At 66.1% G+C, this 19,216-nt stretch carries 15 protein-coding genes; 8 read left to right on the top strand and 7 right to left on the bottom strand.

Annotated elements, in window-relative coordinates; genetic code table 11:
• The first annotated feature begins 40 nt into the window (after positions 1–40).
• From ACSQ1W_RS06910 to hflD, 4 genes are read left to right on the top strand one after another with little or no spacing between them, the layout of a single operon-like run.
• Positions 41–523: a hypothetical protein gene (locus tag ACSQ1W_RS06910; protein ID WP_436042474.1), complete on the top strand. Its 483-nt coding sequence runs from the start codon at positions 41–43 to the stop codon at positions 521–523.
• Complete coding sequence (locus tag ACSQ1W_RS06905) at positions 524–985, top strand: NUDIX hydrolase (protein ID WP_436042472.1); 462 nt, start codon at positions 524–526, stop codon at positions 983–985.
• On the top strand, positions 982–2,100 hold the full coding sequence (gene mnmA / locus ACSQ1W_RS06900) for a tRNA 2-thiouridine(34) synthase MnmA (RefSeq protein WP_436042470.1): 1,119 nt from the start codon (positions 982–984) through the stop codon (positions 2,098–2,100). Before ACSQ1W_RS06905 ends, mnmA begins: the two co-directional genes overlap by 4 nt.
• Positions 2,097–2,708, top strand: a complete 612-nt coding sequence (gene hflD, locus ACSQ1W_RS06895; protein WP_436042468.1) for a high frequency lysogenization protein HflD — start codon at positions 2,097–2,099, stop codon at positions 2,706–2,708. Before mnmA ends, hflD begins: the two co-directional genes overlap by 4 nt.
• Positions 2,709–2,768: 60 nt before the next feature.
• Here the strand turns inward: hflD and acnB are convergent, their stop codons facing one another.
• From acnB to ACSQ1W_RS06880, 3 genes are read right to left on the bottom strand one after another with little or no spacing between them, the layout of a single operon-like run.
• Entirely contained in the window at positions 2,769–5,360 is a 2,592-nt protein-coding gene (gene acnB / locus ACSQ1W_RS06890; RefSeq protein WP_436042466.1) for a bifunctional aconitate hydratase 2/2-methylisocitrate dehydratase, read from the bottom strand.
• Positions 5,361–5,410: 50 nt separating this feature from the next.
• A complete protein-coding gene (locus ACSQ1W_RS06885) occupies positions 5,411–5,812 on the bottom strand; it encodes a type II toxin-antitoxin system VapC family toxin (protein ID WP_436042464.1) in 402 nt (133 codons plus the stop codon).
• The gene (locus ACSQ1W_RS06880) at positions 5,809–6,015 is read right to left on the bottom strand and encodes an AbrB/MazE/SpoVT family DNA-binding domain-containing protein (RefSeq protein ID WP_162337357.1); all 207 of its coding nucleotides are present in this window, start codon (positions 6,013–6,015) and stop codon (positions 5,809–5,811) included. The genes ACSQ1W_RS06885 and ACSQ1W_RS06880 overlap by 4 nt, the downstream gene beginning before the upstream one ends.
• Positions 6,016–6,230: 215 nt before the next feature.
• Between ACSQ1W_RS06880 and acnA the strand changes: the two genes are divergently transcribed.
• Positions 6,231–8,999, top strand: a complete 2,769-nt coding sequence (gene acnA / locus ACSQ1W_RS06875; protein WP_436042461.1) for an aconitate hydratase AcnA — start codon at positions 6,231–6,233, stop codon at positions 8,997–8,999.
• A gap of 66 nt (positions 9,000–9,065) precedes the next feature.
• On the opposite strand, the gene ACSQ1W_RS06870 is transcribed toward acnA, so the two are convergent.
• Positions 9,066–11,525 (bottom strand): S9 family peptidase, encoded by a 2,460-nt coding sequence (locus ACSQ1W_RS06870; protein WP_192268207.1) that lies wholly within the window; start codon positions 11,523–11,525, stop codon positions 9,066–9,068.
• Positions 11,526–11,663: 138 nt separating this feature from the next.
• Here ACSQ1W_RS06870 and ACSQ1W_RS06865 point away from each other — a divergent pair, with 138 nt between their 5' ends.
• Entirely contained in the window at positions 11,664–12,131 is a 468-nt protein-coding gene (locus ACSQ1W_RS06865; RefSeq protein ID WP_436042459.1) for an LppP/LprE family lipoprotein, read from the top strand.
• Here the strand turns inward: ACSQ1W_RS06865 and ACSQ1W_RS06860 are convergent, their stop codons facing one another.
• Positions 12,132–12,572, bottom strand: coding sequence for a nuclear transport factor 2 family protein (locus ACSQ1W_RS06860; RefSeq protein ID WP_436042457.1), 441 nt, complete (start codon positions 12,570–12,572; stop codon positions 12,132–12,134).
• A gap of 114 nt (positions 12,573–12,686) precedes the next feature.
• On the opposite strand from ACSQ1W_RS06860, the gene ACSQ1W_RS06855 reads away from it, so the two are divergent.
• Positions 12,687–14,366 carry a long-chain fatty acid--CoA ligase gene (locus ACSQ1W_RS06855; RefSeq protein ID WP_436042455.1) on the top strand — a complete coding sequence of 560 codons (1,680 nt, stop codon included), beginning with the start codon at positions 12,687–12,689 and terminating at the stop codon, positions 14,364–14,366.
• A 266-nt stretch (positions 14,367–14,632) separates the two neighbouring features.
• Positions 14,633–15,499 (top strand): crotonase/enoyl-CoA hydratase family protein, encoded by an 867-nt coding sequence (locus tag ACSQ1W_RS06850; RefSeq protein WP_192268215.1) that lies wholly within the window; start codon positions 14,633–14,635, stop codon positions 15,497–15,499.
• Between the two features lie 187 nt (positions 15,500–15,686).
• Here ACSQ1W_RS06850 and ACSQ1W_RS06845 read toward each other — a convergent pair whose 3' ends face one another.
• Together ACSQ1W_RS06845 and ACSQ1W_RS06840 are read right to left on the bottom strand one after the other, a co-directional pair.
• Entirely contained in the window at positions 15,687–17,882 is a 2,196-nt protein-coding gene (locus ACSQ1W_RS06845; RefSeq protein WP_436042453.1) for an ATP-binding protein, read from the bottom strand.
• 3 nt (positions 17,883–17,885) lie between these two features.
• On the bottom strand, positions 17,886–18,968 hold the full coding sequence (locus ACSQ1W_RS06840; RefSeq protein WP_436046131.1) for an HD domain-containing phosphohydrolase: 1,083 nt from the start codon (positions 18,966–18,968) through the stop codon (positions 17,886–17,888).
• Positions 18,969–19,216: the final 248 nt, after the last annotated feature.

The raw sequence follows: 19,216 nt of genomic DNA, 5'->3' as shown, positions 1-19,216 counted from the left end.
CCCCCGCCACAATGTACCCTCCTGCACAGAAGAATCGACCGTGAAGCCGATGCTGTCCCGTTTGCCCGCCATTTTCCTGATCTGCGCCGCCGTCTTCGCCGCGCCGGTCCTGGCTGCCGATGCCACGGTAGACGCCCGCCTGAAGGCGAGTGGCATCCCGTTCGAGGTGGACGGCGATGGCGACTACAAGGTGACGTACTCCTACAAGGAGGACAACCGCACCCAACTGGTCTTCGTATCGGGGCGCACCGAACAGGTCGGAGGCTTTGAAGTCCGTGAAGTCTTCTCGCCCGCCGCCCGTGTGGCCGCCGACGGCATCGACGGCGCCAAGGCGCTGGCATTGCTCGCGGAGAGCCGCACCAAGAAGATCGGCGGCTGGGAACTTTCCGGCGACGTCCTCTACTTCGTCATCAAGCTCCCCGACACCGTCGACGCCGCAGGCCTCGAAGCCGCCATGGACATCGCGGCGGAAACCGCCGACAACAAAGAGCTGGAACTTTCCGGCGACAAGGACGACCTGTAAGTGAGCTACCGCGAGGGACGCTTCTGGCAACCCGATGTCACCGTGGCCACGGTCGTGGTGCGTGACGGCAGGCTGCTGATGGTCGAAGAGCGCGCGCAGGGCCGCCTGGTGTTCAACCAGCCTGCCGGACACCTGGAGCCGGACGAAAGCCTGCTGGAGGCCGCCCTTCGCGAGACGCTCGAGGAAACCGGCTGGGAGGTCGCGCTCACCGCCTTCATCGGTGCCTACCAATGGAAGGCCGAAACCGGCCGCCATTACCTGCGTTTCGCCTTCGCCGCCGAACCGGTGCGCCACCTGCCGGAACGCCCGCTCGACGATGGCATCGTGCAAGCCGTGTGGCTGACGCCAGCGGAACTCCAGGCGCAGTCCGAGCGCCATCGCAGCCCGCTGGTATGGCAGGTCGTGCAGGATTATCTGGGCGGACGTCGCCTGCCGCTGTCGACGCTGCAGCAGATCGGATGAGCACGCCACGCGTCATCGTCGGCGTCTCCGGGGGCGTGGATTCGTCCGTCGCCGCCCTGCAGCTGGTGCAGCAGGGCGAGCCGGTCGCGGGCCTCTTCATGCAGAACTGGGCCGATGATGGCAGCGGCGACTGCCGCGCCGAGGATGACCGCCGCGACGCCGTCGCGGTGTGCGGCCGCCTGGGGATCCCGTTCCACTTCCGCGACTTCTCCAGCGAGTACTGGCAGGGCGTGTTCGAGCACTTCCTTGCGGAGTACGCCGCCGGTCGCACGCCCAATCCCGATGTGCTGTGCAATCGCGAAGTGAAGTTCAAGCACTTTCTCGATGCCGCGCGCGAACTGGGTGCCGAGAAGATCGCGACTGGCCACTATGCGCGCGTCGACCGGCAGGCGGGCCGCTGGCGGTTGCTGCGCGGTGTGGACCGGAGCAAGGACCAGAGCTATTTCCTGCATCAGTTGGGACAGTCGCAGTTGTCGGCGACGCTGTTTCCGATCGGCGAACTGCAGAAGACCGAGCTGCGGCGCATCGCGCGCGAAGCTGGCCTGCAGACGCACGACAAAAAGGATTCCACCGGCATCTGCTTCATCGGTGAACGCGACTTCCGCGAATTCCTGGGACGCTACCTGCCTGCACGCACGGGCGCGATGCGGGACCCCCAGGGCCAGGTGATCGGCGAGCACCCGGGCGTGTTCTATTTCACCCTGGGCCAGCGCGAAGGCCTGCAGATCGGCGGCGTGCGCGGTCGCCCGCAGGCGCCGTGGTACGTGGTCGGCAAGGACGTGGCGAACAACGTGCTGTACGTCGACCAGGACACGCAGAGTCCGTACCTGATGTCCACGCGCCTGTGGACGGAGACTGCGCACTGGGTGGCCGGCAGCCCGCCTGCGGGACGGTTCGCCTGCACCGCGCAGACGCGCTACCGCCAGCCCGACGAGGACTGTGAGGTGGACGTGCTGGACGATGGCAGCGTGAGCGTGCGGTTCATGCAACCGCAGCGCGCCGTCACGCCGGGACAGTCGCTGGTCCTCTACGCTGGCGACGAATGCCTGGGTGGTGCCGTGATCGCACGAACGGATGCCCCCCTCGAAATGAAACTTGCGGAGCAAGCAGCTTGAGCAACCGATATTCCGACCGCGTGCTGGCCCTCGCCGGGTTGGCGCAGGCCCTCCATCAGGTCCGCCGCATCGCCGAAACCGGCCAGTCCGAAGGTGCTGCCGTGCAGGCGGCGCTGGACAGCGTGTTCCGCATCGATGCGGCCACGCCATTGGCCGTGTACGGGCGCGTGGGCGATGTCACGCCAGGCCTGCGGGTGTTGCGCGGTTACCTGACGAAGGAAGCGCAGGACGACGGCCTGTCGCGCCTGGCGATGGCCGTGCTGCAACTGGAGCGCCGCTTCGTACGGGAGGACAACACCGTGCATGCGGTCACCCGCGGGCTGGCCGAGATCGCGCCGCGTGCCGCACAACAAGGCAGCACGCATCCCGATGTCCTGTCGGCATTGGGCGGCCTGTATGCCGATACCATCAGCCATCTGCGCCCACGCGTGATGGTGCAGGGCAACCCCCACTACCTCGGTCAGCCGGGCGTGGTCGCTGAAATCCGCGCGATCCTGCTCGCCGCCGTACGCTCGGCGGTGCTGTGGCGCCAGATGGGCGGCACGATGTGGGACTTCGTCTTCAGCCGCCGGCAGATGCTGGAAGCGGTGGACGACTGGCTGCCCTGACCGCTCAGCGCGTCCATGAAAAAGGCCCGGCAATGCCGGGCCTTTTCGTTGCTGCCGTGATCAGGCCGCGACGGTCTTCGCCACGTCCTGGTACTCCTCGATCTGGTCGAAGTTCATGTAGCGGTAGATCTCGGCGCCCTTCTCGTTGATGACGCCGATGTCGGCCATGTACTCGGCCTTGGTCGGGATCTTGCCCAGGCGCGAGCAGATCGCGGCCAGTTCCGCCGAACCCAGGAACACGTTGGAGTTGCGGCCCAGGCGGTTCGGGAAGTTGCGGGTCGAGGTGGAGAACACGGTCGCGCCCTCGCGCACCTGTGCCTGGTTGCCCATGCACAGCGAGCAGCCCGGCATTTCCATGCGCGCACCGGCGGTGCCGAACGTGCCGTAGACACCTTCCTTGGTCAGTTCCGAGGCATCCATCTTGGTCGGCGGCGCGACCCACAGGCGGGTCGGGATATCGCGCTTGCCTTCCAGCAGCTTGGCAGCCGCACGGAAGTGGCCGATGTTGGTCATGCACGAACCGATGAACACTTCGTCGATCACCGTGCCCGCGACGTCCGACAGCGTCTTCACATCGTCGGGATCGTTCGGGCAGGCCAGCAGCGGCTCGTGCACGTCGGCCAGGTCGATATCGATGATCGCGGCGTACTCGGCATCGGCATCCGGCTCGAGCAGCTGCGGGTCGGCCAGCCACTCTTCCATCTTCGCGATGCGGCGGGCCAGCGAACGTGCGTCGGCGTAGCCTTCGGCGATCATCCACTTCAGCAGCGTGATGTTGCTGGTGAGGTACTCGATGATCGGCTCCTTGTTCAGACGCACGGTGCAGCCGGCGGCGGAACGCTCGGCCGACGCGTCGGACAGTTCGAACGCCTGCTCCACCTTCAGGTCCGGCAAGCCTTCGATCTCGAGGATACGGCCGGAGAAGATGTTCTTCTTGCCCGCCTTGGCCACCGTCAGCAGACCGGACTTGAGCGCGTAGTACGGGATGGCATTGACCAGATCACGCAGGGTGACGCCGGGCTGCATCTCGCCCTTGAAACGGACCAGCACGGACTCCGGCATGTCCAGCGGCATGACGCCGGTGGCCGCGGCGAACGCGACCAGGCCCGAGCCGGCCGGGAACGAAATGCCCACCGGGAAACGCGTGTGCGAGTCGCCGCCGGTGCCGACGGTGTCGGGCATCAGCATGCGGTTGAGCCAGCTGTGGATCACGCCGTCGCCCGGGCGCAGCGAGATGCCGCCGCGCGTGGAGATGAACTCCGGCAGCGTGTGGTGGGTCTTGACGTCGACCGGCTTCGGATACGCGGCGGTGTGGCAGAACGACTGCATCACCAGGTCGGCCGAGAAGCCCAGGCAGGCCAGGTCCTTCAGCTCGTCGCGGGTCATCGGGCCGGTGGTGTCCTGCGAGCCGACCGAGGTCATCTTCGGTTCGCAGTAGGCACCCGGGCGCACGCCCTGGCCTTCCGGCAGGCCACAGGCGCGGCCGACCATCTTCTGCGCCAGCGAGAAGCCCTTGCCGCTGTCGACCGGCTGCTGCGGCTGGCGGAACAGGTCCGTCGCCGGCAGCTTCAGCGCTTCGCGCGCTTTCGCCGTCAGGCCACGGCCGATGATCAGCGGAATGCGGCCGCCGGCGCGCACCTCGTCGAACAGCACGTCGGACTTCACCTGGAACTCGGCGATCACTTCGCCGTTCTTCAGCGCCTTGCCATCGTAAGGGCGCAGTTCCACCACGTCGCCGTGGTTCATCTGCGACACGTCGAGCTCGATCGGCAGCGCGCCGGCGTCTTCCATCGTGTTGTAGAAGATCGGGGCGATCTTGCTGCCCAGGCAGACGCCGCCGAAGCGCTTGTTCGGGATGAACGGGATGTCCTCGCCGGTGAACCACAGCACGCTGTTGGTCGCCGACTTGCGCGAGGAACCGGTACCGACCACGTCACCGACGTAGGCGACCAGGTGGCCCTTGTCCTTCAGCGACAGGATTTCCTGGATCGGACCACGCTTGCCGTCTTCTTCCGGCACGAACGGCGCGTCGGGGCGCTTGTTCTTGAGCATCGCCAGCGCGTGCATCGGGATGTCCGGGCGCGTGGTGGCGTCCGGTGCCGGCGACAGGTCGTCGGTGTTGGTCTCGCCCGGCACCTTGAACACGGTGATGGTCAGGCTCTGCGGCACTTCCGGCTTGCTGGTGAACCACTCGGCCTCGGCCCAGCTCTTCAGCACGGCCTGCGCGTGGGCGTTGCCCGCCTCGGCCTTTTCCTGCACGTCATGGAAGCTGTCGAACATCAACAGCGTGTGCTTCAAGCCCTCGGCGGCGGTGGCGCCCAGCTCGGCGTTGTCCAGCAGCTCGATCAGCGGATGGATGTTGTAGCCGCCCAGCATCGTGCCCAGCAGTTCGGTGGCGCGCTGCGCGGTGACCAGCGGGGTCTTCTCGCTGCCGAAGGCAACGGCGGCCAGGTACGACGCCTTGACCTTGGCGGCATCGTCGACGCCGGCCGGGACGCGGTTCGTGATCAGGTCGACCAGGAAGGCTTCTTCCCCGGCGGGCGGGTTCTTCAGCAGCTCGATGACCTCGGCCGTCTGCTGGGCCGACAGCGGCAGCGGCGGGATGCCCAGCGCGGCGCGCTCGGCTACGTGGTGGCGATAGGCTTCCAACATGGGTGACTCCGGTCGTTCGATGGTGCGGTGGAAAGGGAAAACGGTAAGGCTTATTCGGTGACGGGCACGATCAGCTTCAGGCCCTTGAAATAATCGCGGTGGAAAGCGGTGTCGAAGGTGATCAGCCCGTCGCACTGCAGCAGCGCGTGGGCGCCGACCAGGAAGTCGGCGATCGGCCGCGCTTCGCCATCACGCTGGCGATGCCGGCGTTGCATCTCGCCGGCACGCAGCGCGGACTTGGCTTCGACGGCGTTGAAATGCACGCCCATCTCCTCCAGCGCGGCCAGCGCGTCGGCGCCGTTGCGCAGCGAGGCGCACAGCTGCGCCAGCGCGGCATCGCAGACCACCACCCGGCCACTGCCCAGACTCTGGCGCAGGCCGGCTTCGACGGCGTCTGCACGGGCGCCGTCGGTCAGCAGCTCGATCAGAACGGGGGCGTCGACGGCGATCATTCGTTCGTGGCGCCCGGCGTGCCGTCGGCGTCGAGGGCGAACTTGCCGCGCACGCGCGAAATGGCGTCGTCGACGCTCTTCCGCAACACGATGCGGCTACCTTCCAGTTCGACCTTCAGCACGCTGCCCTTGGTCAGGCCCAGCGCATCGCGCACGGCCTTCGGCAGGGTGATCTGGCCGCGCTCTGCAACGGTGGCTTCCATCGGCGGGCCCTCTTGAGTATGGAGAAATTATACATACTTTACTTGGCATACCCCAGCCCGGACGCCCGCCATCCCGCCCGATACCTGCCCCTTTGGTCGGATCACCACCGTCTCACTCATGACGGATAATCCGGGCAAGCCTCAACAAGACACGCAGCGCCGGCGGCTTATGCTGGTCTCCTGCCCCCTCTTCCCCAGCTACAGGAGCCTCCGCGATGAGTGATTCCTTCGCCACCCGCCGTACCCTCCAGGTCAACGGCACGTCCTACGCCTACTACAGCCTGCCGGCCCTGGCCGAGCGGCTGGATCCGAAGGGTGGCTTCGCCCGCCTGCCCTACTCCATGAAGATCCTGCTGGAGAACCTGCTGCGCTGCGAGGACGGCGTGACGGTGCTGCCCGACCACATCCAGGCCGTCGCCAACTGGGAGGCCAGCAAGGAGCCCAATACCGAGATCGCCTTCATGCCGGCCCGTGTGGTCCTGCAGGACTTCACCGGCGTGCCCTGCGTGGTCGACTTGGCCGCGATGCGCGATGCCGTGGTCAAGCTGGGCGGCAGTCCCGACCAGATCAATCCGCTGATCCCCTCCGAACTGGTCATCGACCACTCGGTGCAGGTCGATGTGTTCGGCAGTCCGGATGCCCTGGACCTCAACGGCAAGATCGAATTCGACCGCAACAAGGAACGCTACGGCTTCCTGCGCTGGGGCCAGAAGGCGTTCGACAACTTCAAGGTGGTGCCGCCGAATACCGGCATCGTCCATCAGGTGAACCTGGAGAACCTTGCGCGCGTGGTGATGACCGGCGAGAAGGACGGCCAGGCCATCGCCTACCCCGACACCGTCTTCGGCACCGACAGCCACACCACGATGATCAACGGCATCGGCGTGCTCGGTTGGGGCGTGGGCGGCATCGAGGCGGAAGCCGCGATGCTCGGCCAGCCCTCGTCGATGCTGATCCCGCAGGTCGTCGGCTTCAAGCTGACCGGCAAGCTGCCGGAAGGCGCCACCGCCACCGACCTGGTGCTGACCGTCACCCAGATGCTGCGCAAGCTCGGCGTGGTGGGCAAGTTCGTCGAGTTCTACGGCGACGGCCTGCAGCACCTCCCGCTGGCCGACCGCGCCACCATCGGCAACATGGCACCGGAGTACGGTGCGACCTGCGGCATCTTCCCGATCGACCACGAGTCGCTGAACTACCTGCGCCTGTCCGGCCGCAGCGAAGAGCAGATCGCGCTGGTCGAGGCCTACGCGAAAGCGCAGGGCCTGTGGCATACGCCGGACAGCCCGCATGCCGAGTACAGCGCCACGCTGCACCTGGACATGGGCGATGTGAAGCCGTCGCTGGCCGGCCCGAAGCGCCCGCAGGACCGTGTGCTGCTGCAGGACGTTAAGCAGAACTTCCGCGACAATCTGGTGCCGTTCGCCGATGCGCGTCGCAAGCGCATCGACCTGGTGCAGGAAGACCGGTTGAAGAACGAAGGGGGTGGCGGAACGGCGGTCGGCGCGCACGCATCGGCGCACGAATCCTCACCCGACAGCGGCGCGGCGCTGAAGCTGCGCGACGGCGATGTCGTCATCGCCGCCATCACCTCCTGCACGAATACGTCCAACCCGGCGGTGATGCTGGGCGCCGGTCTGCTGGCCCGCAATGCGGCCGCCAAGGGCCTGAAGGCGCAGCCGTGGGTGAAGACCTCGCTCGGACCGGGGTCGCGCGTGGTGACGGACTACCTGGAAAAAGCCGGCGTGCTGGACGATCTGGAGAAGCTCGGCTTCTACGTGGTCGGTTACGGCTGCACCACCTGCATCGGCAACTCCGGCCCGCTGCCGGATGACGTGTCGGCGGCGATCGCGGCCGACGATCTCGTCGCGGCATCCGTGCTGTCCGGCAACCGCAACTTCGAGGGCCGTGTGCATCCCGAAGTGAAGATGAACTACCTGGCCAGCCCGCCGCTGGTCGTGGCCTACGCCATCGCCGGTACCACCAACATCGACCTCACCACCGAGCCGCTGGGTACCGGCAGCGACGGCCAGCCGGTCTTTCTCAAGGACATCTGGCCGAGCAACAAGGAGATCGGCGACTTCATCGCCAAGACCATCGGTCCGGAGATGTTCGCCAAGAACTACGCCGACGTGTTCAAGGGCGATTCGCGCTGGAACACCATCGCCTCGCCCGACGGCGATCTGTACGCATGGGATGGCGATTCCACCTACATCAAGAACCCGCCCTACTTCGACGGCATGTCGATGGAGATCGGCAGCATCGATGATGTGCACGGCGCGCGCGTGCTCGGCCTGTTCGGCGATTCCATCACCACCGACCACATCTCGCCGGCCGGCAACATCAAGAAGGATTCGCCTGCGGGCCGCTTCCTGATCTCGCGCGGCGTGCAGCCGGCGGACTTCAACAGCTACGGCAGCCGCCGCGGCAACGACGACGTGATGGTGCGCGGCACGTTCGCCAACATCCGCATCAAGAACCTGATGTTCGGCGGCGAGGAAGGCGGCAACACGCTGTACTTCGACAGCACCCCGCCGGAGAAGATGTCCATCTACGACGCGTCGATGAAGTACCAGGCCCAGGGCGTGCCGCTGGTCGTGATCGCCGGCAAGGAGTACGGCACCGGCTCGTCGCGCGACTGGGCCGCCAAGGGCACCAACCTGCTGGGCGTGAAAGCGGTGATCGCCGAGAGCTTCGAACGCATCCACCGCTCCAATCTGGTCGGCATGGGCGTGCTGCCGCTGCAGTTCAACGACGGCGAGAACGCACAGTCGCTGGGCCTGGATGGCTCCGAGGTTTTCGATGTCACCGGCCTGCAGGACGGCGCTGCGAAGACCGCCAAGGTCACCGCCCGCAAGGCTGACGGCAAGACCGTCGAGTTCCAGGTCAAGGTACTGATGCTCACGCCGAAGGAAGTCGACTACTTCCGCCACGGCGGCCTGTTGCACTACGTGCTCCGCCAACTCGCGGCACGCAAGGCCGCCTAAAAAAGGCATCGCCGGAAACAGGAAGGCCGCCCTCGGGCGGCCTTCTTCTTGCATGAAGGAGCGGCGTCAGCGTGTTCCTGCGGCAGGCGCGGCCCCGGCAGCCTGCCCCTTGTTCTTCACGTAGCGCTCCAGCCACTGATCCTGCTCCCATAGCAGATGGAGGATCGATTCCTTCGCCGCATAGCCGTGGCTTTCTTTCGGCAGCAGCACCAGCCGCGTCGGTGCGCCGAAGCCCTTCAGCGCATTGAAGTAGCGCTCGCTCTGCATCGTGAACGTGCCCGAGTTGTTGTCCGCCTCGCCGTGCACCAGCAGCAGCGGCGTCTTCATCTTGTCCACGTGCATGAAGGGCGACATGCCGTTGTAGACCTCCGGCGCCTCCCAGTAATTGCGCTCTTCCTGCTGGAAGCCGAACGGCGTCAGCGTGCGGTTGTAGGCACCGCTGCGCGCGATGCCGGCAGCGAACAGGTCCGAGTGCGTCAGCAGGTTCGCGGTCATGAAGGCGCCGTAGGAATGCCCGCCGACGGCCACGCGCGTGCGGTCGATGTAGCCCAGGGCATCCACGGCATCGATCGCCGCCTTCGCGTTCGCCACCAGTTGGGTGACGAAGGAGTCGTTCGGCTCCTCCTTTCCCTCTCCAACGATCGGGAACGCGGCATCGTCGAGCACCGCGTAACCGCGCGTCACCCAGTACACCGGCGAACCGTAGCTCGGGAAGATGAACTCGTTCGGGTTGGTCGTGTTCTGGCCCGCGCTGTCGCGGTCCTTGTACTCGGCCGGATAGGCCCACATCACCAGCGGCAGCTTCTGCGTCTTTGCGGCACGGTCGTAGCCCGCAGGCAGGTAAAGCGTGCCGGTGAGCGGCAGGCCGTCGGCACGCGCGTAGGTCAGGACCTCCTTGTGCACGCCCTGCAGGCCCTTGAACGGATTCTCGAAGTGCGTCACCGGGACCGGCGCGATGCGCTGCTTGAGATGGCGGATGTAGTAGTTCGGGAACTCGGTCGGCGACTCCAGTCGCACCAGCACGGTACCGGCCGCCGGATCCAGCAGTGCCTGGATCGCTTCCTTCTGGCCGGTCAGGCGCGAGGTATAGACGCGCTCCTTCTTGCCCGTCGCCAGTTCCATGCGGTCGATGAACGGGAACTGGCCCTCCGGGGTGAAGCCGTCGCCGATCAGGTGCGCCTGGCCGGCGTCCAGCGCCAGCACGCGCTGGCCCGCCGCGTTGCGCCGGGTCTCGAACTCGCCCGGATCGCTGTACTGGTCCTGGTAGTTGCGGCTGGCGAGTTCGCGTAGCGGCGCACCGGCTTGCGAGGGATCGAAAAGATAGGTGCGCGTGTTGCGCGTGTTCCACCAGTAGTCGGTCACGATGGCGTGGCGATCATCGCCCCACAGCACGCCCTGCACGCGATCGATGGTCTTGAAGATCGAACGTGGCGCCGCGGTGAACGGCGCTTCCCACGCGAAGGCCTCGTCGCGGAACGGCACGTTCACTCCCGGATCGCCCTTGTCCAACGCCTCCGCCCATACCAGCGTCGCCGGCTGGTCCGCGCGCCAGTCGATGTCGCGACGGCCCGCGCGCACGGCCATGAAACCTTTCGGCAGGTTTTCGGCGAGCGGCGCGTCGACGACCGTCACGGCCGGCTTGCCGGTGGTCTCCACGACGTCGGCGCTGAATGGGAAACGGCTGTAGGGCACCAGATACGAGAACGGCTTCTTGAGCGTCCGCAGCAGTACATAGCGGCCGTCCGGCGAAAACGACTCGCCGGTGTACATGCCGGCGCTGCGCCACAGGGTCGCGCGCCCCTTCAGTGGAACACGGTGCAGTTCGGACGTGGCGAGGACGGAGAAGTTCGCTTCATCCTGCGGGTTCTTCAGCAGGTCCTGGTAGGTACGGTTCTGCGCCTTGCTGCCGTCACTGATCGACACGGTGGGGCCGGTGGGCACCTGGCGAGACGTGTCGATCAAGGCGGGACGTTGCACCGGCAGCATGCGGACCAGCAGCGCCTGGTTGTCGCGGAACCAGGTGAGCGGATTGCCGACGTTGCCGTTCACGCGCGCTTCGGTCAGGCGCGTCGCCCGTGCCGACGCCAGCTCGAGCACCCACACTTCGACGCCGGTACGCGTGGTGTGGGTGAAGGCCAGCCGCGTTTCATCGGGTGACCAGACGAAGTTGGCCAGGCGTGGCAGCGCCGGAAGGCCGGTCACCTGCCGCGCCGGGCCTCCGGCGAGTTCCTGCACCTGCAGGTTGTTGAAGTAGGTGGCGGTGCTGGCGATGTTGGTTCGCGGATTGACCCGCAGGCCGCCCAGCCGCAGTTCCTCGTCGGACAGTTCGGCCAGCGATTTGAACGCATCCCGATAGAACAGCACCAGCCGCGTCTTGCCGCTGTCCGCCACGACGCTGGGGGGACGCTGTACGTCTGCCAGTTGCAGGATCTCCGCAGGCGGCGTCTGGTAAGGCAGCGCGTCCTGCGCAACGGCGTTGCCGGCGGCCAGCCACAGGCATGCCAGGATCTTCCAGCGAATCGACATGGATCTCTTCCCCTTTTCTGTAAGGCTCGATGATCCCGTCCCGAGCGCGCGCGGGCAACCCGACCTATTGCCGGTTGCTCGCCCTCCTTGCGTTGCGGCTGTTGAAGGCCTTCTTCCGAAGGCCGTAGGGGACGGGCATTGAAGACCAAGCTTCCGCGCGCACTCATCGGGTGCGCCTGCCTCTGCATCGGCATGCTGCCGGCCACGCGTTTCGCCGCCGCTTCCGGCGCGGACGCGTCGAAGAAGATCGCCGACCAGTTCGTCGCCGGCAAACAGGCGGGCCACATGGAAAGCTATGAAGCCACCGAGGTCCTTGCGGCCGATCTCAATGGCGATGGCCAGGATGAAGTCGTCGTCCTGTGGACGATGTACGGCCCTACCTATTCGAACAACGGTGTCGCGGTGCTGGCCAAACAGCGGGCACGCTACGCGGCAGCGGGCGAAACGCACGATCCCCTGGGCCTGGTCGAAGGCATGACGGTCACCGACGGCCTTATCCAGCTCACGACGAAGTGGCCTGGCCCCAACGATCCCCGCTGCTGCCCGAGCGTCAGCAAGACGCTGCGCTATCGCTGGACGCCCGGGAAGCTCACGCCGGTGAAGTGATCACTGCCCGCGTTCCCAGCGGGCGTGGTACACGCGCCAGTCGCCATCCTCGCGCCGCCAGGCTGTCGTGACGCGATAGGTGCCGGCCTGGTTCGGCAGCATGCGTCCGCTGCTGGAGGTCAGCAGCACGTTGAACGCGACTTCCGCGTTGTCGCCCTCCACCCTGACATCGAGCGGTCCCGTGGTGGCGCCGATGCGCGCATTCATCAGCGTGTGGGCACGGAGCATGTTGTGCAGCGCAGCACGATCGATCCCTTCCTCACCGGTGAAATCCGGACTGACGCTGTCGATGAAATCGCCGGCCTTACCGGCTTCCACCGCCGCCTGCATCGCATCGAACTGCCGCCGCAACTGCGCTTCCGGCGCATCGCCAGCGCAGGCGGCCAGCATCAGCATGCAGGCAAGCAGCCACCCGCACGCGGTGAATCCGCTCTTCGTCATCGAAACCTTCGCCTTTTCCATCCGGAACGGTATGCTCCCAGCAGGCGCCATCTCCGGCGTTTGCCCATTGAACGCCGCGAGGCGGCCCGAAGACCCTGGGGAGGGAATGGAACGATGAGTCAGGAACGTCCGTGGTTCAAGAGCTACCCGCAAGGCGTGCCGCAGCAGGTGGACCTGGAGCAGTACCGCTCCATCGTCTCCGTCTTCGATGAGGCCATCAGCAAGTACCGCGACCGCCCCGCGTTCCGCAACTTCGGCAAGACCCTGACCTACGGCGAGATCGACAAGCTCAGCCGGCAGTTCGCCGCGTACCTGCTCGGCGAGCTCAAGCTCAAGAAGGGCGACCGCGTCGCCATCATGATGCCGAACTGCCTGCAGTACCCCATCGCGATCTTCGGCGTGTTGCGCGCCGGCCTGACGGTGGTCAACGTCAATCCGATGTACACCCCGCGCGAGCTGAAGCACCAGCTGGTGGATTCGGGCGCCAGCGTACTGCTGGTCGTCGACAACTTCGGCAAGACCGCACAGGAAGCCCTCGCCGGGACGCAGGTCAAGCAGGTGGTCACCACCGCGCTCGGCGACCTGGTCGGGTTCCCGAAAGGCGCCATCGTCAACTTCGTCCTCAAGTACGTGAAGAAGATGGTGCCGGACTACGACATTCCCGGCACCGTGCGCTTCAAGGACACGCTGACGCTCGGCCAGTTGCACACGCTGCCCGAGGTCGACATCGACTCCGGCGACATCGCGTTCCTGCAGTACACCGGCGGCACCACCGGCGTCGCCAAGGGCGCGATGCTGACGCACCGCAACCTGGTGGCGAACATGCAGCAGGCCGGCGTGTGGGTGGGCACCGGTCTGGACTACGGCAACGAGGTGATCATCACCGCGCTGCCGCTGTACCACATCTTCGCATTGACGGCGAACTGCCTGGTCTTCATGAAGCTCGGCGGCCTCAACCACCTGATCACCAACCCGCGCGACATGCCGGGCTTCGTCAAGGAACTGAAAGCCACGCGCTTCACCGCGATCACCGGCGTCAACACGTTGTTCAATGGCTTGCTCAATACGCCGGGCTTCGACGAGGTGGATTTCTCCAATCTCAAGATGACGCTCGGTGGCGGCATGGCGGTGCAGCGCGCCGTCGCGGAGAAATGGAAGAAGGTCACCGGCGTCACGCTGGTCGAGGCCTACGGCCTGACCGAAACCTCACCCGCTGCCTGCATCAATCCGATGGATCTGCACGATTACAACGGCGCCATCGGTCTGCCGGTGCCGTCCACCGATGCCTGCCTGAAGGACGACGACGGCAACGTCGTGCCGCTGGGCGAAGTGGGCGAACTGTGCATCAAGGGGCCGCAGGTGATGAAGGGCTACTGGCAGCGTCCCGAAGAAACCGCGAACGTTATGGACGCCGACGGTTGGCTGCACACCGGCGACATGGCGAAGATGGACGAGAACGGGTTCTTCTACATCGTCGACCGCAAGAAGGACATGATCCTGGTGTCGGGCTTCAACGTGTATCCGAACGAGGTCGAGGACGTCATTGCGGGCCTGGAGGGCGTGCTGGAAGTGGCGGCGATCGGCGTGCCGGACGACAAGTCGGGCGAAGCGGTGAAGGTCTTCATCGTGAAGAAGGACCCTGCCCTGACCGCCGAGCAGGTCAAGGCGTTCTGCCGCGACAACCTGACCGGCTACAAGCAGCCGCGCCACATCGAGTTCCGCACGGAACTGCCGAAGACCAACGTCGGCAAGATCCTGCGCAAGGAACTGCGCGAGCCTGCCAAGACGCCCTGAAAGCCCTGTTCAGCTTTATTGAAAAGGCCGGCCTTGTGCCGGCCTTTTTCTTTGGGTTCAGGACTTTAGGGGTGGATTCTAGACGCCTGTCACAAATATCGAGACTGGTGGCGACTTGACGCCGGCAACATGCCGCAAGCGCGCGTGTGCACTGGATTTTAATTATTCGTTCAGGTGTAGGATCGGCGCGTGATGCCACCTGCGTCACATTAATCCGTCACCCGCTTCCCCTGCCGCGCGGGCAATACCCCTCCAAGGAGCTCTCCATGAACAACGTCGAAAAACTGCAGCGTACCCGTGCCTTCCCGACCATCCGCGTCGAATCCGAACCGAGCGGTGACGCGCACTGGATGTACATGCATTCGGATGTCGCACCGGGCGTGCGCCCCTGCTTCCGCAGCCAGATGCTCGACGACGTGCTGAGCTTCATGAACTCCATCACCCTGCGCGAATCCCAGCGCCAGCCGGGCAAGCTGCGTCATCTCGTCGTCGCCTCCGACGCGAGCGCGTTCAACCTGGGCGGCGACCTGGAGCTGTTCTCCCAGCTGATCCGCGAGAACAACCGCGATCGCCTGCTGAGCTATGCGCGTCGCTGCATCGATGGCGTCCACCATCTCAACACCGGCCTCGGCGGCGACGTGCGCACCATCGCGCTGATCCAGGGCGACGCACTGGGCGGCGGTCTGGAAATCGCGCTGTCCTGCCACACCATCGTGGCCGAGGAAGGCGTGGACATGGGCCTGCCGGAAGTGCTGTTCGGTCTGTTCCCGGGCATGGGCGCCTACTCCTTCCTGTGCAAGCGGGTGTCGCCGCAGGTCGCCGAGAAGATCATCCTGGAAGGCAACATCTACACGAGCGACGAGCTGTACAAGCTGGGCGTGGTCGATGTGCTCGTGCCCAAGGGCCAGGGTGCGGCCGCCGTGCAGACGATCATCGACAAGCAGCGCCGTTCGCCGCACGCGCACCTGGCGTTGAACGCCTGCCGCAACCTGGCGCAGCCGGTCGGTTATGACGAGCTGATGGGCATCACCGAAGTGTGGGTCGACACCGCCCTGACGCTCGGCGACAAGTCGCTGAAGATGATGGAGCGCATCGTGCGCGCACAGGAAAAGCGCTCCATCCGCGCGGCCTGAGTACATCCTGCAACGCTGCTTTCACCGCAGACGACCACAGGGGAAATCAGGGGGTTGAAGCGCATTCTGCGTCTTCAAGGGCGAGTCCGGGTCACCGTACTCGCCAGGGACCCGCCACCGGCGGACCCGATAACGCGACGCTCCACCATTGCCACCCACCGCCGTCATGGGCGGCGGGGCAGCCGCGTCACGGCGACGTGCTTTCGCTGCCCTTGTCCACCGCACCCCGGATACGCTGCCGGGCATCGAGGGCGGCACGGCCGTGGCTCAGGTGGGAGTTCAGCGCCGCCAGGCGATGACGCCATTCGCGTGTGATCTGCCAGTCGGCCAGACTCATCATTTCGCCCGCCGCGGCCGCCAGTTTCACCAGCCCTAGGTTGCTGGCCACACCTTTCAGCGCATGCGCATGCTCGCGCAGGTGCTCGCCATCGCCGCGCTCCATCGCATGCGCCATGGCGCCGATGCATCCGTCCGCGTCGTTGAGGCACTGCTCGATGAATTCGCGCTCGAACGCCTCGCCCATGCCGAGCGCCGTCAGTTCGTCCAGTACGCTGACATCGAGCACGCCGTCCGAGACTTCCGCAGCACGCGCGGGTGCCATGGAGACCGCGGTGGCGGTGACCCGGCCGGAGGTGGCGATGTCGGCCAGTGCGTCCAGCAGGCGCGTCGCGACGACCGGCTTGGCCAGGAACGCGCGTGCGCCGGCCTGCTCGCAGCGCTGGATCGATTCGGGCGTGACGTCCGCGCTGAGGATCAGCACCGGAGTGCGGCTGCCGCTGCCGGCCTCCATCACGCGTAGCTGCTTCAACAGGTCCAGGCCGCTCAACCCGGGCATGTGCAGATCGCAGATGACGGCGTCATAGGAAGCCGACTCCAGCGCGTCCAGCACTTCTTCGCCGCCGTTGACGCAGGTGATGCGATGGCCCGCCTTCTGCAGCAGCCGCTGCACGACCATGCGATTGGCTTCGTGGTCGTCGGCCACGAGGATCTGCATGCTGCGCACGCGTGCGCGATGGCGCAGGAACGGATCGGAGAACGCGATGATGTTCTCCGCGCTCGACGTTTCCGGTTCTTCCTGGAGCCACTCCGCATGGCCGTGCACCGCAGGCACCACAACGCGCTCGGGTACCGCTTCGAACGGCAGTTCGACCCAGAAGCAGCTGCCGCGTTGTTCATGGCTCTCGAACCCGATGGTGCCGCCCATCGCCTCGGTCAGGCCCTTGGCGATCGTGGTGCCCAGACCGGTGCCACCGTAGCGGCGCGACAGGCTGACGTCGGCCTGCTCGAACGCCTCGAACAGTCGCTCGCGCAGCGCGAGCGGTACGCCGATGCCGGTGTCGGTGACCGTGAAGCGCAGGCGCACCTGGCTGCCTTCGACCAGGGTCGGCGTGACGACCACGCGTACTTCGCCCTCGTCGGTGAACTTGACCGCGTTGCCGGCCAGGTTCAGCAGCACCTGCCGCAGGTGGCCGGCGTCGCCGCGCAGCTTGAGCGGGATCGCATCGTCGACGACGCCTTCGTAGCGCACCTGCTTGCCGCGCGCCTGCGGCATCAGGATCAGACCGATGTTGTCGACCAGTTCGCGTGGCGAGAACTCCACCACGTTGAGCTTGACCTTGCCCGCCTCGATCGCGGAGATGTCCAGCACGTCCTCGACCAGGCCCAGCAAGGTGCGCGTGGAGGCCTGGATCGTGGACAGGCACTCGCGCTGCTCCGCATCCAGGCGCGTCGTCGCCAGCAGTTCGGACATGCCCGCCAGACCGTTCAGCGGCGTGCGGAACTCATGGCTCATGTTCGCGAGGAAGCGGCTCTTGGCCTCGTTCGCGCGGCGCGCTTCGTCGGTGGCGCGGGTCAGGTCGCGCAGCAGGCCGGACAGGTACATCGGCACCGCGATGAGGCCAAGCACCAGGCCCACGCCCAGCGTCAGGTTGGCGTTCCAGTAGTCGTTCATGGCGACCACCGCGGCGAACGCGGTGCTGGCCATTGCCACCGCGACGACCAGGTAGCGGTTGCCGTAGCGCAGGCCGTTGCCGACCGTGATCCACATCAGCACGACGTACGCCCACGACAGCGGCTCGCCCATGCCGTTCATCGCCGCGGCCAGCAGGCCGTAGTCGGCGACCATGCCCAGGCCGCGACGGACGTGCGACTGGCCCGGCTGCACGAGCAGCCACGCGAAGATGCCCAGGCCGTTGACCAGGCCGGAGGTGATGATGGTCAGGACGATGGTGTACTGGTCAGCCGGCAATGCGGCGCGCGAGGACGGCAGCAGCGCGTAGGCCAGGATGATGGAGATCAACGCGACGCGGATCAGCGCCTGGCCGTGCTCGCTGTCGCCGCGATGCGCCAGTCGGGACTTGATCCAGCTGATGGGATTGGTCATGGCTCACTCCATCCCTGGACGGCTCTGCACCGTCGAATAGCGTTCGCAGATGTCGTCCAGCCGCGCCCGCCCACGGATCAGCGCGTCGACACATGCGGGATCGAACAGGCGACCGCGCTGGGCGTACAGGTAAGCCAGCGCGGCGTCCTTTTCCCATGCCTTCTTGTACGGCCGCGGCGAGATCAGGGCATCGAACACGTCCGCAACCGCCACTATCCTCGCTTCCAACGGGATCTGCTCGCCGACGAGGCCATCGGGATAGCCGCTGCCGTCGTAGCGCTCGTGGTGCCGCAGCGCGATCAGCGCACCGGTCTGGATGAAGCGGTTCTGGCTGCCGGACAGCAGCTGGTGACCGATCTTGGGGTGGCGGCGCATGACCTCGGTTTCGTCCGCGGTCAGCGGACCGGCTTTCATCAGCACAGAATCCGGGATCGCGATCTTGCCCATGTCGTGCAGCGGCGCCGCCATCTCGATGGTGCGCACCTCGTCTTCCGGCAAGCCGAGCTGCTCGGCGATCAGGCCGGCCACGTGGGCCATGCGTTCCAGGTAGGCGCTGGTGCCGCTGTCGCGGTACTCGATGGCGCGCGCCAGGCGCGACAGGGTCTCGCGTTCGCGCTCCTCGACCTCGTGCATGCTGGACAGCAGGCGCTGCTCCAGCGACAGGGCGCGCTGCTTGACGTTCTCGGACTGCTGGCGGAGCTGCAGCAGGTTGCGGCAGCGGGCGCGCAGTTCGCGCGGCCGCACCGGCTTGACCAGGAAATCGATGACGCCCGCTTCCAGCGCCGCCTGGCGGATCGGTTCGTCGCCGACTACCGTGATCAGGATGATCGCGATGTCGCGGTGCATCGGCAGCCGGCGGAAGCGCCGTGCGAACTCCAGCCCGTCCATGCCCGGCATGCGGTAATCCAGCAGCAGGTCGGTACGGTTCTTCTCGCACCATTCCAGTGCGGCCAGCGGATCGCCGAAATCATGGACGGCCAGCTCGGACGCGATGTCCTCGATGACATGGCGCAGCATCGTGCGCGCAGACGTCTGATCGTCGACGATGACGATGTTCAAAGCGTTACCCACCCCTTGTGGCCACATCGCGTGGCTGTCGGGCAAGGATACTCCGGCGGGGCTCGCATCCAACATGTCGTCAGTCCTGTCCGGCGGCACGGTCCCGGGCGGGGTCCGTGAACCACGAAGGGAACCGATGCGAATCACGGGGCCCCCTCCCCTGATCTCTATCGGCGCGGGCGGCGGAAAATTGACCGTCCTGCGCGTAAAGCGACGCAGGAAGCGTGCCAGCTGCCGCCACGACCTGTCGGGACTCAACAAATTGACCTCCGTCA

The sequence above is a fragment of the Pseudoxanthomonas sp. LjRoot143 genome, from assembly GCF_964252945.1.
Lineage (GTDB): Bacteria > Pseudomonadota > Gammaproteobacteria > Xanthomonadales > Xanthomonadaceae > Pseudoxanthomonas_A.
The sequence above is the reverse complement of the archived record's forward strand: the minus strand, read 5'-3'. Positions and strand labels throughout refer to the sequence as shown.